General features: G+C 67.9%; 12 protein-coding genes. 5 read left to right on the top strand and 7 right to left on the bottom strand.

The features are described from left to right. Window positions 1-109: 109 nt before the first annotated feature. A complete protein-coding gene (locus QRN67_RS15445; protein WP_285412464.1) occupies window positions 110-1,582 on the top strand; it encodes an amidase in 1,473 nt (490 codons plus the stop codon). A 9-nt stretch (window positions 1,583-1,591) separates the two neighbouring features. Here QRN67_RS15445 and QRN67_RS15440 read toward each other — a convergent pair whose 3' ends face one another. From QRN67_RS15440 to QRN67_RS15425, 4 genes are all read right to left on the bottom strand, one after another. Further along, window positions 1,592-2,392 carry an alpha/beta fold hydrolase gene (locus QRN67_RS15440; protein ID WP_285412469.1) on the bottom strand — a complete coding sequence of 267 codons (801 nt, stop codon included), beginning with the start codon at window positions 2,390-2,392 and terminating at the stop codon, window positions 1,592-1,594. Window positions 2,393-2,412: 20 nt separating this feature from the next. Continuing rightward, window positions 2,413-3,252 carry a proteasome-type protease gene (locus tag QRN67_RS15435; protein ID WP_106937498.1) on the bottom strand — a complete coding sequence of 280 codons (840 nt, stop codon included), beginning with the start codon at window positions 3,250-3,252 and terminating at the stop codon, window positions 2,413-2,415. A gap of 28 nt (window positions 3,253-3,280) precedes the next feature. After that, on the bottom strand, window positions 3,281-5,911 hold the full coding sequence (mutS, locus tag QRN67_RS15430; protein ID WP_285412463.1) for a DNA mismatch repair protein MutS: 2,631 nt from the start codon (window positions 5,909-5,911) through the stop codon (window positions 3,281-3,283). 204 nt (window positions 5,912-6,115) lie between these two features. Continuing rightward, complete coding sequence (locus tag QRN67_RS15425; protein WP_172839787.1) at window positions 6,116-7,645, bottom strand: diguanylate cyclase; 1,530 nt, start codon at window positions 7,643-7,645, stop codon at window positions 6,116-6,118. A gap of 193 nt (window positions 7,646-7,838) precedes the next feature. Between QRN67_RS15425 and QRN67_RS15420 the strand changes: the two genes are divergently transcribed. From QRN67_RS15420 to QRN67_RS15410, 3 genes are read left to right on the top strand one after another with little or no spacing between them, the layout of a single operon-like run. After that, complete coding sequence (locus QRN67_RS15420; RefSeq protein WP_285412462.1) at window positions 7,839-8,816, top strand: magnesium and cobalt transport protein CorA; 978 nt, start codon at window positions 7,839-7,841, stop codon at window positions 8,814-8,816. 57 nt (window positions 8,817-8,873) lie between these two features. Continuing rightward, complete coding sequence (locus QRN67_RS15415) at window positions 8,874-9,341, top strand: MarR family winged helix-turn-helix transcriptional regulator (RefSeq protein WP_106935040.1); 468 nt, start codon at window positions 8,874-8,876, stop codon at window positions 9,339-9,341. Beyond that, the gene (locus QRN67_RS15410; RefSeq protein ID WP_106935039.1) at window positions 9,338-10,870 is read left to right on the top strand and encodes a DHA2 family efflux MFS transporter permease subunit; all 1,533 of its coding nucleotides are present in this window, start codon (window positions 9,338-9,340) and stop codon (window positions 10,868-10,870) included. The genes QRN67_RS15415 and QRN67_RS15410 overlap by 4 nt, the downstream gene beginning before the upstream one ends. Window positions 10,871-10,999: 129 nt before the next feature. On the opposite strand, the gene QRN67_RS15405 is transcribed toward QRN67_RS15410, so the two are convergent. From QRN67_RS15405 to QRN67_RS15395, 3 genes are all read right to left on the bottom strand, one after another. Next, window positions 11,000-11,839, bottom strand: coding sequence for a siderophore-interacting protein (locus tag QRN67_RS15405; protein WP_285412460.1), 840 nt, complete (start codon window positions 11,837-11,839; stop codon window positions 11,000-11,002). 49 nt (window positions 11,840-11,888) lie between these two features. Continuing rightward, window positions 11,889-12,467 carry a PadR family transcriptional regulator gene (locus tag QRN67_RS15400; RefSeq protein WP_285412458.1) on the bottom strand — a complete coding sequence of 193 codons (579 nt, stop codon included), beginning with the start codon at window positions 12,465-12,467 and terminating at the stop codon, window positions 11,889-11,891. A gap of 94 nt (window positions 12,468-12,561) precedes the next feature. After that, a complete protein-coding gene (locus QRN67_RS15395; protein WP_285412456.1) occupies window positions 12,562-13,710 on the bottom strand; it encodes an FAD-dependent oxidoreductase in 1,149 nt (382 codons plus the stop codon). Between the two features lie 71 nt (window positions 13,711-13,781). Here QRN67_RS15395 and QRN67_RS15390 point away from each other — a divergent pair, with 71 nt between their 5' ends. Continuing rightward, window positions 13,782-14,225 carry a MarR family winged helix-turn-helix transcriptional regulator gene (locus QRN67_RS15390; RefSeq protein ID WP_081266514.1) on the top strand — a complete coding sequence of 148 codons (444 nt, stop codon included), beginning with the start codon at window positions 13,782-13,784 and terminating at the stop codon, window positions 14,223-14,225. Window positions 14,226-14,295 lie beyond the last annotated feature (70 nt).

The raw sequence follows: 14,295 nt of genomic DNA, 5'->3' as shown, positions 1-14,295 counted from the left end.
AAGGAGGAGGCCGCAGGCCGGGGGACATTCGCGGAGGGGAGTACCCGGTGGCCTGCGCACGCGCCCTGAACCAACAACCTCATCTTGAACACAAACGGAGAACGAAGAAATGACTTTGGCAATGAGCTGGGACGAATGGGCCTCGCATGACGGCATCGGCCTGGCCGAACGGGTACGCAAAGGCGAGGTGACCGCAGCGGAACTTGCAGCGCAGGCCGCCGCCGGCATCGCGAAGGTCAACCCGCAACTGGATGCCGTCGTCGAAGTGTTCGACGACGTGGTGGCCGATCCGCTCAAGGACGGCATGAACCCCGAAGGCGTGTTCGCGGGCCTGCCGTACCTCATGAAAGACCTGGGCCCCACCCTCAAGGGCCGGCTGCAGGAATTCGGCTCCATGATGATGCAGGGCCACCGCCCCGCGGCCGACAGCTTCCTCACCCAGCAACTGCGCAAGGCCGGCCTCAACATCGTCGGCCGCAGCACCACGCCCGAGTTCGGCGTGTGCAGCTCGGCAGAAAACTCCATCAGCGTCACCCGTAATCCGTGGGACCTCGAATACACCACCTGCGGCTCGTCCGCCGGCACCGCAGCGGTGGTCGCGGCGGGCGTGCTGCCTCTGTCGCACGCCACCGACGGCGGCGGCTCCATCCGCATTCCGGCGGGCGTGAACGGCAACATCGGCCTGAAGGTGTCGCGCGGCGTGTTCTCGCTGGCACCTGGGCTGTCGGACCTGTCGGGCCTGGTGTCGATCCAGGGCTGCCACAGCCGCACCGTGCGCGACACCGCCGCCTTCGTGGACAACGCGCGCGGCGGCGCACCGGGCGAGTTCATGCCCTTCTGGTCGCCGGCCGAGCCGTACAGCGAACTCATCAAGAAAGACCCGGGCCGCCTGCGCATCGCGCTGTCGCACGAGTGGGGCGACTTCCGCGCCACGCCGCATTTCGTGGCCGAGCTGGAGCGCGTGGGCAAGTTCCTCGAAGGGCTGGGCCACCATGTCGAATGGGCGCTGCCCGAGGTCGACTTCCAGACCGCCTTCGCGGCCCAGACCACCTGCTACATCAGCAACTTCGCGCAGGTCATCGACGGCCACCTGCACCGCCTGGGGCTGGAGCGCCCGCCGGCGGAGCTGCTGGAGCCGATCAACATCAAGATCTGGGAAGCGGGGCTGCACACCTCGTACACCGAGCGATCGAAGATGCAGGCGGTGTTCAACACCACCTCGCGCGCCTTCGGCAACTTCTTCCAGCAGTGGGACATCATCCTGACGCCCGTGACCGCGCTGCCCACGCCCAAGGTCGGCACCAGCGAGTACCTCACGACGAGCACCAACCCTTCCGTCTACGATTGGTTCGCCAACCTGTGGAAGAACTTCGCGTACACGCCGCTGGCCAATCTCTGCGGCATGCCGGGCATTTCGCTGCCGATGGCCTCGCAGGAAAACGGCCTGCCGCTGGGGATCCAGGCGCAGGCCGCGCAGGCGAATGACGGGCTGCTGCTTCAGCTGGCCGCGCAGATCGAGCGGGCGCTCGGCGGCAAGTGGAATGCGGGCCAGCGGCCCGGGGTGCACGTCACCAAGGGCTGACGACGCGGGTCACAGCAGGTTGCGCAGCGCGGCTTCCACGGCCGCGGCTGTGGCCAGCGGCTTTTCCATGGGGAACAGGTGGGAGCCGTCCAGCATGGTGATGCGGCCCTTGGTGACCTGCAGGGTCATCGCCATGCCCACGCGCTTCATCTCGGCCGACTGGCGACCGCCGATGAAGGCGGCCTTGCACTTGAGCGGGTGCGCGCGCAGCAGTGCGCCCAGGGTGTGGGGCAGGGTGTTGTAGATGGCGGTCTCGACGTCGCGGTCGAAGCTCAGGGCGCGGGTGTCGTCGCTGTCGAAGGTGCCGTGGTCGATGTAGTCGTGCAGCACCTGCTCGTCCCATTTCGCGAAGGCCTTCTTGCTGCGGAAGTGCTCGAACACCGCCTCGCGGTGCTCCCAGCTGTTGCGGCGCTTGCGGCTGACCGCGCCGGGCGAAATGCTCTTCATGAGCGGCGTGCGCTTGACCATGTTGAGCGTGTTCGCACGCCAGCCGCCGAGGATGGGCGAATCGATCAGCACCACGCCGCGCGCCAGCTCGGGATGCCGCGCCGCGCACATCAGGCTCAGGAAGCCGCCAAGCGAATGGCCGATGAGAAACACCGGGCCGCCCGCGCGGTCGGCGCGCGCCTTGGCGAAGTCGGCCAGCTGCTGCACCAGGTGCGGCCAGTTGTCGGTGACGGGGTACTTCGGGTCGTGCCCGAATTTCTCGATGGCGTCCACCTCGAAGCCGCGATTGCGCAGGCTGTCGAGGACGACGCGGTAGGTGCTGGCGGGAAAGCTGTTGCCGTGCGAGAACACGACGGGCGGCATGGCCATGGCCGAGGCTTCGTTCAGATGAGCTTTTCGTCGGGGGTCGAGATCTTGCGCAGCGGGCTGTGGCGTGTGGCCGGCATCTTCAGCGGATGCTCGGTATGGCCGTCGTCCCACACCGGGTCTTCGATGCTGTCGAACACCTCGCGCAGCTTCTGGCCCCAGCTGTTGTGCATCATGCGGTAGTAGGGGTTGTCGGCGTCGATGCAGATCACGCGGTCGGTCTCGAGCTTGTTGGCCTCGTACACCACCAGGTCGAGCGGCAGGCCGACCGACAGGTTCGACTTCATGGTCGAGTCCATCGACACCAGCGCGCACTTGGCGGCTTCGTCCAGCGGGGTCTCGGGGGTGAGCACGCGGTCGAGCACGGGCTTGCCGTACTTCGATTCGCCGATCTGGAAGTAGGGCGTCTCGGTGGTGGCTTCGATGAAGTTGCCGGCCGCATACACCAGGAACAGGCGCATGCCCTCGCCCTTGACCTGCCCGCCGAAGATGAAGGACACGTTGAAGTCCAGCCCCGCATGCTTGAGCGCCTCGGCGTCGCGGTCGTACACATGGCGCACCGCCGAGCCCAGCACTCGGGCGGCGTCGAACATGCTCTTGGCGTTCCAGATGGTGATGGGGTCGCCGGGCGTGCCGTCTTCGCGGGTCTCGCGCAGTTCTTCGATCTGCAGGATTTCGCGCACCGACTGCGAGATGCTCAGGTTGCCCGACGACAGCAGCACCATGACGCGGTCGCCCGGCTGCTCGTAGACGATCATCTTGCGGAAGGTGCTGATGTGGTCCACGCCCGCGTTGGTGCGCGAGTCGGACAGGAACACCAGGCCGGCGTTGAGTTTGATGCCTACGCAGTAAGTCATGAGTTCATCTTGCATGAACGGTGCCCGATCACGCGGCACCGAGTTCACGTTTGTTCAATTTTTGAAGGGCATACAGGGCATCGAGGGCTTCGCGCGGACTCATGGCGTCAGGGTCGAGCGCAGCCAGCGCGGATTCTACGGCGCTGACCAGCGGCGTCTCGGCCACCGGGGGCGGCGCGAACAGGTCGACCTGGGCGCGGGTCTGCGCATGCTGCGACTCCAGCGCTTCCAGCGCCTGCCGGGCATGGTTGACCACCGCCGCGGGCATGCCCGCGAGCCGCGCCACCTGGATGCCGTAGCTCTTGCTGGCCGGGCCGGGCTGCATTTCGTGCAGGAACACGATGTCGCGGCCCGCCTCGGTGGCGCTCACGTGCATGTTCACCGCGCCGTGGTGCGTGGCCGGAAACTCGGTCAGCTCGAAATAGTGGGTGGCGAACAGGGTGAAGGCCTTGCTGCGGTCGTGCAGCTGGGCCGCGATGCCCGCGGCCAGCGCCAGCCCGTCGAAGGTGCTGGTGCCGCGGCCGATCTCGTCCATCAGCACCAGCGACTGGGCGGTGGCGCTGTGCAGGATTTGCGCGGCCTCGGTCATCTCGAGCATGAAGGTCGACTGCGCATTGGCCAGGTCGTCCGCCGCGCCGATGCGGGTGTGGATGGCATCGATCGGCCCCAGCCGGCAGGCGGCCGCCGGCACGTGCGAGCCGATGGAAGCCAGCAGCACGATGATCGCCACCTGCCGCATGTAGGTCGACTTGCCGCCCATGTTGGGGCCGGTGATGACCTGCATGCGCTGCTGCGGCCCGAGCTGCGTGTCGTTGGCGATGAAGCCGCCCGAAGACTTTTCGGCCAGCCGGGCCTCCACCACCGGATGGCGGCCCTGCGAAATCTCGATGCACGGGTGCGACACGAAGCTCGGCGCGCGCCAGTGCAGCGTGTGCGAGCGCTCGGCCAGCGCGCACAGCGCGTCGAGCGTGGCGATGCCGCCGGCCAGCTGCGTGAGCGCGGGCACCGAGGGCTGCAGCGCGTCGAGCAGCTGTTCGTAGAGCCACTTCTCGCGGGCCAGTGCGCGGTCTTGCGCGCTCAGGGCCTTGTCCTCGAAGGCTTTCAGCTCCGGCGTGATGAAGCGCTCGGCGTTCTTCAGCGTCTGGCGGCGGCGGTAGTTGTCGGGCACCTTCGAGAGCGCGCTTTGCGTCACCTCGATGTAGAAGCCGTGCACCCGGTTGAACTGCACCCGCAGGTTGCTGATGCCGGTGCGCTCGCGTTCGCTGACTTCGAGCTTCAGCAAGAAGTCGTCGCAGTTCTCGCTGATGGCGCGCAGCTCGTCGAGTTCGGCGTCGTGCCCGGTGGCGATGACGCCGCCGTCGCGCACCAGCGCCGACGGGTCGGGCTTGATGGCGCTCGCCAGCAGATCGGCGCAGCCCGGCGGCGGCGCCAGGCGCTCGGTGATCCGGGCCAGCAGAGCGGCGCCGCCGGGCAGCAGCGGCGCCAGTTGCTCCGCCTTGGCCAGCGCCAGGCGCAGCGCCAGCAGCTCGCGGGGGCGCACCTGCCGCAGCGCGATGCGGGCGGCGATGCGCTCCACGTCGCTGGTGTTCTTGAGCTGCTCGCGCAGCGTGCGCCAGGGTGCGGCCGTGGCGCCGAGCACCGTGGCCTGCAGCGCTCCGATGGCTTCGAGCCGCTCCTGGGCCTCGGAGCGGTCGCGCCGGGGCGACAGCAGCCAGCGCTTCAGCAGCCGGCTGCCCATGCCCGTCATGCAGGTGTCGAGCAGCGAGAACATGGTGGGCGATTCTTCGCCGCGCAGCGTCTGCACCAGTTCGAGGTTGCGGCGCGTGGTGGGCGGCAGCTCGATCAGGTCGCCGTCGCGCTCGACCGACAGGCGCTGCACGTGCGACAGCGCGCGGCCCTGCGTGTGCTCGGCATAGCCCAGGAGCGCGGCGGCTGCGGCGTGCGCGTTGGTCAGCGATTCGGCGTTCCAGGCGGCCAGGCTGTTGCTGCCCATCTGCTCGCAGAGCTTGCGCTCGCCCAGGCCGCCGTCGAACTGCCACGCGGGGCGGATCGACAGCGTGAAGGGCGTGGCGCCGCGCGCGGCCTTCATGCGCTGCTCGAAGGCCGGCGTCACCTCGGCGCTGTAGAGCAATTCGCTGGGCGCGATGCGTGCGATCCAGGCTTCGAGCGCGTCGGCCGGGCATTCGGCCAGCCGCAGTTCGGCGCCGGTCACGCTGAGCCAGGCCAGCCCGCATGTATTGCGCGAGCCGGCATGCACGGCGAGCAGCAGCGATTCGCTCTTGTCGTTGAGCAGCTCGGCGTCGGTCAGCGTGCCGGGCGTGACCACGCGCACCACCTTGCGCTCGACCGGGCCCTTGCTGACGCCGACCTCGCCCACCTGCTCGCAGATGGCGACCGATTCGCCCAGCTTGATGAGCCGCGCGAGGTAGGTGTCGACCGCGTGGAAGGGCACGCCGCACATCACCACCGGCTGGCCGGCCGACTGGCCGCGCTGGGTGAGCGTGATGTCGAGCAGGCGCGCGGCCTTCTCGGCGTCGCCCCAGAAGAGCTCGTAGAAGTCGCCCATCCGGTAGAACAGCAGGGTGTCCGGATGGTCGGCTTTCAGGCCCAGGTACTGGGCCATCATGGGCGTGTGCGCAGAGACGTCTGACTTGTTCATTTCAATCAATAACTTGCGATCCGTGCCACCGGCGCGCGGGGGCGGCAGTGCCGGGCGCCATGGAGCGGCGGCCTGCCTCCGCGGAACTGGGGGGGCTTGCTGGGGGAGTGCATGGGGGAGCGCGGCGCCGGAGCCCGCATGTGCACGGGCGGAATGCCGGGGCATTTTACGTTCGGTGCGCGCCACGCCGGGCTGTTGCCGGCCTCAGCCGGGCGCCCGGCCATCCAATGGCTCTTCATGCCCCATCGCGCGGTTGCGCCCGATTTCCTTGGCCCTGTACAGCGCGCTGTCGGCGGCCTCGATGAGCCGCTGCTCGGGCCCGCTGGCCTGCGTGCCCCACAGGGTGGCCGCGCCGATGCTCACAGTGACACGTTCATGCGGGCTGGCGCGATGCGGAATGTCCAGCTCGCGCACATGTGCGAGCAGCTGGTCGGCGACGGCCAGGGCGCCCGGCAGCTCGGTGTTGGGCAGGATGACCGCCAGTTCCTCGCCGCCGTAGCGCGCCACCAGGTCGCCCGGGCGCCTGACGCATTGCCGCAAGGCGTCTGCGACCGCCCTCAGGCATTGGTCGCCGGCCACGTGGCCGTATTCGTCGTTGAAGCGCTTGAAGTAGTCCAGGTCGAGCAGCAGCAGCGCGAGGCTGGTTCCTTCGCGCACCGCGCGGCGGCATTCCTGAGACAGCACCTCGTCGAAGCTGCGGCGGTTGGCCAGCCCGGTGAGCTGGTCCTGCGTGGCCAGCACCGCCAGCCGGCGGTTGGCCTGCAGCAGGTCTTCGCGCGCGGCCCTCAGCGAGGCCTCGGCGCTGACACGCCGGCCGATGTTGATGATCAGCCGCCAGCCCACCGCCGCCATTGCCGCGAGCAGGGCCCCCACCACGCCGACCGTGAGCAGTGCCTGTTGCCGCCAGGCCTGCAGTGCCTCGTCGTGGCGCAGCGTGACCGTGGTCAGCACCGGGTAGCGGTCGCTCTTGCGGAAGGCGTAGAGCCGTTGCCGCCCGTCCATGCTGGAGCGGAACGAGGCCGTGCCCACCGTGCCGGCAAAGTGGCGCTGGAAGTTGGCCGACTTGGAGAAATCGAGCCCGATGTCCTGTTCGCGGTAGGGATAGAGCACCAGCATCTTTCCGGCGTTGGTCGTCAGGCTGATGGTGCCGCTGCTGCCCAGGGCGATGGTGCCGAAGGCGCGCAGGAAATTTGCCAGGCCCAGCCCGATGACCGCGACGCCGGCGAATCTGCCCTCGCGGTCTTCCAGACGCCGGCTGACCGTGATTCCCCATTCCCCCGAGAACGGGTTGCGCAGCGGCGGACTGATGAAGATCTCGTTCGAGCGGGTCTCGCGATGGTGCGTGAAGTAGGGCCGCTGCGCGCTGTTGGTGCCCGGCGGGACTTGCCCCTTGGAGTACAGCAGCCAGTTGCCCTGGGCGTCGAGGACGGCCACGCCATCGAGCTGGTCGAGCATGCGCTTCTGGTGCTCGATCAGCGACTGCACGCGCTGCAGGTGCCCGTGCGCGTCGTCTTCCGAAACCAGGGTGTCGGCCACGCCCTGCAGCAGCATGTCGCTCTGCGTGAAGACGCCTTCGGCATAGATGTTCAGCGCCTTCGCCAGGTTGAGATTGTTGGTGTCGGCCGCGGCCAGCGTCTGGTGGCGCACCACCCAGAGCTGCCAGGCCGTGGCAGTCGACACCGAAACCATGACGGCCAGAAGCAGGGCCTTTGCAAGGGCAACGTCCCGCTTCACTTGATCGATTCCCCGTACGAACTTGTTTCCATGATCCTCCCCCCTCATCTATTTATATGTCCGTTTGCCAGGCGGACGAGCGCGAACTCTAGCCGACCAACCTGAATCGGCTGTGACACGCGCGCCGCAAGCCACTGCCGCCGCCTCGTGGCACCATGCGCAGATTGCACCAACGTGAACTGCGGGAGTACCGATGCTCATCAATTGCGTCGCCTATGAAAACGGCTCCAAGCTCGCCGACATCTCGGTCGAGGACATCAGCGACTACATCTCCCGGCCGGGCTGCTTCGTATGGGTGGCGCTCAGCGACGCCTCGGACGCCGAGCTCGGCGAAATGCAGAAGGAATTCAACCTGCACCCGCTGGCGGTGGAAGACGCCCACCACGGCCACCAGCGCCCGAAGGTGGAGGAATACGGCGATTCGCTGTTCGTGGTCATGCACCTGGTGGAGCCATCGCCAGAGGGCGAGCACTGCACCAACGTGGGCGAGGTCGACGTGTTCGTCGGCAAGAACTACGTGCTGTCGGTGCGCAACCGCAGCCAGCAGGGCTTCCTGGGCGTGCGCGAGCGCTGCGAGCGCGAACCCGAGCTGCTGCGCAACGGCGCGGGCTTCGTGCTCTATGCGCTGATGGACGCGGTGGTCGACCGCTACTTTCCGGTGATCGACGCGCTGGAAGTGGAACTGGAGACCATCGAACAGCAGATCTTCGGGCAGGGCGGCGCGGCGCGCGACAAGATCAAGCAGCTGTACGACCTGAAGCGCCGCAGCATGACCCTGAAGCGCGCCGTGGCGCCGCTGCTGGAGGCGGCCGGCAAGATGCACGGCGGACGGGTGCCGCAGATCTGCATGAGTTCGCAGGAGTATTTCCGCGACGTGGGCGACCACCTGGGCCGCATCAACGGCTCCATCGACGCGGTGCGCGACACCATCGCCACCGCCATCCAGGTGAACCTGTCGATGGTGACCATCGAGGAGAGCGAAGTCACCAAGCGGCTCGCCGCCTGGGCCAGCATCTTCGCGGTGTGCACCGCGTTCGCCGGCATCTGGGGCATGAACTTCGAGCACATGCCGGAGCTGAAATTCCGCTACGGCTACCCGGTGGCGCTGGCGCTGATCGTCAGCACCTGCAGCTACCTGTATTACCGCTTCAGGCGGGCCGGCTGGCTCTGACGGGTGCCGGCGCTCGCTAATGCCAAACTAATAAACATGTAGATAATCTAGTCCCTTATGAAAAGGGACTTCACCCAGCGCTTCGGCTTCCTCGTCAAGAGCGTGGGCAAGCTCTACAGCGAAGAGTTCGACCGCCTCGCGCGCGAACGCATCGGACTCACCAGCGCCCAGTGCCGCCTGCTCGGCGCGCTGGCCATGCATGACGAAGACGAGCCGCTGTCGCAGGCCGAACTCGCGCAGCGCCTCGACCTCACGCCGATGGCCGTGGCCGGCCTGTGCGACCGCATGGCCGCGGCAGGCTGGATAAGGCGCGAACCCAGCCCGACCGACCGCCGCGTCAACAGGATCCACCTGGAGCCCAGCGCCGAAGAAGCGCTCGACGCCGCGCTGAGCATCAGCGACGGGCTCAACGCCCGCGTGATGTCGGTGCTGTCGCAGGCCGAGCGTGCCCAGTTGCTGGGCCTGCTCGGCAAGGTGCACGGCAGCCTGGTCGACATCACCTCTGGCGGAGGGCAGAAGCCATGAGCGTCGCGCCCGGAACCACGGTGCCGCACCGCGGCATGATCACCATCTCGATCATGCTGGCGACCATCATGCAGGCGCTGGACACCACAATCGCCAACGTGGCGCTGCCGCACATGCAGGGCAGCCTGCAGGCCTCGCAAGACCAGATCACCTGGGTGCTGACCTCGTACATCGTGGCCTCGGCCATCGCGCTGCCGCTGACCGGCTGGCTCTGCGGGCACTGGGGCAGGCGGCGGGTCTTCATCATCTCGGTGATCGGCTTCACCGTGGCTTCGGCGCTGTGCGGGCTCGCGACCTCGCTGGTCGGCATCGTGGCGGCGCGGCTGCTGCAGGGCATCTTCGGCGCGGCGCTGGTGCCGCTGTCGCAGGCGGTGCTGCTGGACATCAACCCGCGCGAGAAGGTCGGCCAGGCCATGGCGATCTGGGGCGCGGGCATCATGGTCGGGCCCATCCTGGGGCCGCTGCTGGGCGGCTGGCTCACCGAGAACTTCGACTGGCGCTGGGTGTTCTTCATCAACCTGCCGGTGGGCATCTTCGCCTTCTGGGGCATTGCGCGATATCTGCCGGAGAGCCGGCCCAAGGGCGAGAAGCTCGACATCTTCGGCTTCGTGACGCTGAGCCTGGCCATCGGCATGCTGCAGCTCTTTCTGGACCGGGGCGAGCAGTTGGACTGGTTCGACTCGTGGGAGATCAAGCTCGAAGCGGCCGCCGCGCTGGTGGCGTTCGGCTTCTTCGTGGTCCATACGTGGACGGTACAGGGCGTTTCCTTCTTCGACCGCGACCTGCTGAAGGACCGCAACTTCGTCACCGGCCTGCTGTTTGCCTTCATCGTCGGCATGATTTTGTTCGCGACGATGGCGCTGCTGCCCAACTTCCTGCAGGGCCTGATGGGCTACCCGGTGGTCTACACCGGCGAGGTGACGGCGCCGCGCGGCGTCGGCACCATGATCGCGATGATCATCGTCGGGCGGCTGGTGCAGAAGGTGGACGTGCGCGCCATCATGGCCGTGGGCTTCAGCCTCACCGCGTTTTCGCTCTACCAGATGACGCGGCTCACGCTGCAGATGGACAGCACGCTGATCGTCGTCTCGGGCTTCATCCAGGGGCTGGGCATCGGCTTCACCTTCGTGCCGCTGTCGACCGCCACCTTCGCCACGCTGGCCCCGCGGCTGCGCAACCAGGGCACGCCCATCTTCAGCCTGCTGCGCAACATCGGCAGCAGCGTGGGCATCTCGATCGTGCAGGCGCTGCTGACCGAAGGCTCCAGCAAGGCGCATGCGCAGATCGCCTCGACCGTGGCGCCCGGCAACCAGGCGCTTTCCACGCTGCCGCAGATGATGTCGCCGGACACGATGACCGGGCTGGCGCTGCTCAATGCCGAAGTGACGCGGCAGGGGGCGCTGGTCGGCTATTTGGATGACTTCGCGATCATGATGATCATCACGGTGCTCGCGATTCCGCTGCTGCTGCTGATTCGCAGCCCCAAGCGCAGTGCGGCGGCGTCGGGCCCGGCGGAAGTGCCGCATTGAATTTCTCCCTCCCCCGCTGGGGGAGGGCAGGGGTGGGGGCTCGGCGGCCTATGAATGGCCAGCGTGGCTTATCTAACGCCGCTTGCCCCCATCCCGGCCTTCCCCCAGCGGGGGAAGGAGCAAAGCAACTCACTCGTCGTGGGTGTCGTGCGTCGCCACCGCGCCCTTGCGCCAGTAGCCCGAGGCCCGCGTCCATTTCGGATTCGCGCCGCGCTCGCCCACCAGATGCGCGCGCAGCGCCTTGGCGATGGCCGATTCGCAGCCTACCCACGCATGGAAGTCGCCGGCAGGCAGCTTCGCGGCCTTCAGCGCGTCGAGCAGCACGGGGCTGGTGCCCGGCTCGGCGCCGCGCCTGTGCACCCAGTGCAGCGTGAGTTCGGCGCGGGTCTCGAAGGGCAGCTCGTCGGCTTCGCTGTCGACCTCCGCCAGCACCACCGCGCGTGCGCCGACCGGCAGCTCGGCCAGGCGGCGCGAGATGGCGGGCAGGGCGGTGTCGTCGCCGATCAGCAGGTGCCAGTCGAATTCGGTCGGCACGATGAACGAGCCGCGAGGGCCGCCCACGCCGAGGATGTCGCCGGGCTTGGCCTGTTCGGCCCATTGCGTGGCGGGGCCGGCGTCGTGCAGCGCGAAGTCGATTTCCAGCGTGCCGGCCTGGGCGTCGTGGCGGCGCGGCGTGTAGTCGCGCATGGTGGGGCGGCCGCTCGCGGGCCACACCGGGCCTTCGGGGCCGGCGGTCGGCAGCGTGAGCTTGCCGGTGGCGGCATCGGGAAAAAAGATCTTGGCGTGGTCGTCGAAGCCGGGGCTGTGGAAGCCCGCGAGGTCGTCGCCGGTGAGCGTCACGCGGATCAGGTGCGGCGTCACGCGCTCCACGGTCTTGACCGTGAGCTGGCGGAAGCGCAGTTCATGCCGCACCCGGCGCGGCGTGCGGTCGGGTGCGGAGGCGGTTGGCGAAGTACTGAAGTCAGTCATTGCATGAATCCTGTGGGAACAGGGCGGGTTGAGATTCGGTGGTGGTGACTCAGATCTTGTCGATCTGCTGTGCGGCGCTGTCGAGCACGGCGGCAAAGTCGTGCGCTTGCTGCTCCGTCAGCGGCGTGCCCGACAGGCGCATGCGCATGGCGAGCTTGAGGTTTTCTATGGCGCGCGTGACTTGCGGCGGGCGCCCGCCGCGCGGGCCGGCGCCGTCGACGCCGCCGCTCATGCGGGCCATCATGGCGTCGGCCGTCTCGCGGTTGGCCGCGAGAAATTCCTGCCCGCTGGCGGTGATGCTGTAGCGCTTGCGCCCGCCGTTGTCGGCGGTTTCCACGCTCAGGTAGCCCAGCTCCTCGAGCAGCGTGAGGGTGGGGTAGACCACGCCGGGGCTCGGCGCGTAGCTGCCGCCGAGGCGGTCTTCGATGGCCTTGATCAATTCGTAGCCGTGGGCGGGCTTGTCGGCGATGAGCTGCAGCAGCACGAAGCGCAGCCCGCCGTGGCCGAACACGCGGCCGCCGGCGCCGCCGCCGCGCCCGCCACGGTGTCCGCGGCCGCCGGAAAGGCCGTCTTCATGCTCGCCGCGCGCGGTGTGGCAGTGGTGGTGGCCGAAGTGGAAATGTCTCATGGTGGGCATCCTTTTCGATGTATGTCTTAAATTATTTTAGATATATCTAAAAGAAAGTCAAATCGATATATGCCGGGATGCCCGGGCGGAGGGCTCAGGCGGCTGCGGAGGCCCGGTGCTGACGCAAATGTTCGAGCGACAGTGCCTCGCCGATGTGCGACATCTGGATGGCCGCGCCTTCGGCCGAGCGCTCGGCCACTTCGGCGACGCGCTCGAACATCTGCGCTTCGCAGGCGGTCACCGCGCCGCCCCAGTCGGCTTGTTTCGTCAGCGCGGCCGCCAGTTCGACGGCATCGCGCATTGCGGCATTCACGCCTTCGCCGCCAAAGGGCGACATCAGGTGTGCAGCGTCGCCCAGCAGCGTGAGCCCGCGGCGGGGCGCCCAGCAATGGCCGACCGGCAGTGCGTAGATGGGGCGCGGCACGAACAGGTCGTTGCTGGCGCGGAAGAGGTCGGTCAGGGCGTCGGCGTAGCCTGCGAACTCGTCGATCAGCGCGCTGCGCACTGCGGCGGGCGATGCAAAGTCGAAGCGCTTCGCAGCCCAGTCGGGCGGCACGCGGAAGATCGCGTAGCCGCGGATCTGCGCATTGCCGTTGCGCTGCGCGATGATGAGCTTGCCGTCGCCTTCCACGTCGAGCTTGCCACGGCCCACCAGCCTGGAGAGCGCCGGATGGCTGTCGTCCACGTCATCGATACCGAACTCGATGAAGGTCAGCCCGCTGTACTGCGGCTTGTACGGCGAGAGCAGCGGCCGCACGCGCGACCATGCGCCGTCCGCGCCGACCACCAGGTCGAAGGGGCCGGCTTCGCCGTCGGCCAACAGCAGGTTCCAGCGCCCACCCTCCTGAAGCCGCAGGTCGCGCAGCGCACGGCCCCATTGCACGCAGTCGGCCGGCAGCGAGGCCAGCAGGATGTCGCGCAGCGCGGTGCGGTCGATCTCGGGGCGGTTGCCGGCCGAAGGATCGGGCTCCTCGAACAGCACGCGGGCTGACTTGTCGAGCAGGCGCGAGCCCTGGTCTTCATAGCGTGCGAAGCGGCGGAAGGCATCGCCGAGGCCGGCCTCCTCGATGGCGAGCAGGCCCGAGTCCTCATGAAGATCCAGCGTGCCGCCTTGCGGGCGCGAGAGCGGGCCTTCGTCGCGTTCGAACACGGTGGCGTGGACGCCGGACAGGTGAAGGAGGCGCGCCAGCGTGAGGCCGCCGGGACCGGCGCCGACGATGGCGATGCGGGGATGCTTGTTCATTCGATCGACTTCGAATAAAGATAGGTTCCTATTCATATTAGCATAGGCTCCTATGAAAGTAGAATGACGGCATGGCAGACACCCCCGAACCCAACCCCCTGAAGCTTCTGGGCCGCGTGGCCCGCGGATTCACGCGCATCGTCGATGGCGGCCTGCGTGAGCTGGGCCTTGCGGCCGGCCAGTTGCCGGTGCTGGTGTCGCTGAAAAAGAGCAAGGCGCTGTCGCAGGCAGAGCTCGCGCGGATCGCACAGGTCGAGCAGCCCAGCATGGCGCAACTGCTGGCGCGCATGGAGCGCGACGGGCTGGTCGAACGCGTGGACGACCCGGAAGACAAGCGCAGCCGCCTGATCTCGCTCACGCCGTTGGCCGCCAAGCGGCTGCCCAAGGCCAAGCTGCTGATGGATGCGCACGTGGAAAAGGCGCTGGCCGACTTTTCCCCCGAAGAGGTCGAGCAGCTGACGGCGCTGCTGCTGCGGGTCGACGCGAACGTCGAGCGCATGGGGGGTGGCGGCTGAATCGGCTTGGTACCCGCGGCCGCCAACCATTCCCAGCCTCATCACCCGCATGGACGACTTTCCCTTCAGC

Origin of the sequence: Variovorax sp. efr-133-TYG-130 (assembly GCF_030208835.1) — a bacterium.
Taxonomy (GTDB): domain Bacteria; phylum Pseudomonadota; class Gammaproteobacteria; order Burkholderiales; family Burkholderiaceae_C; genus Variovorax.
The sequence above is the reverse complement of the archived record's forward strand: the minus strand, read 5'-3'. Positions and strand labels throughout refer to the sequence as shown.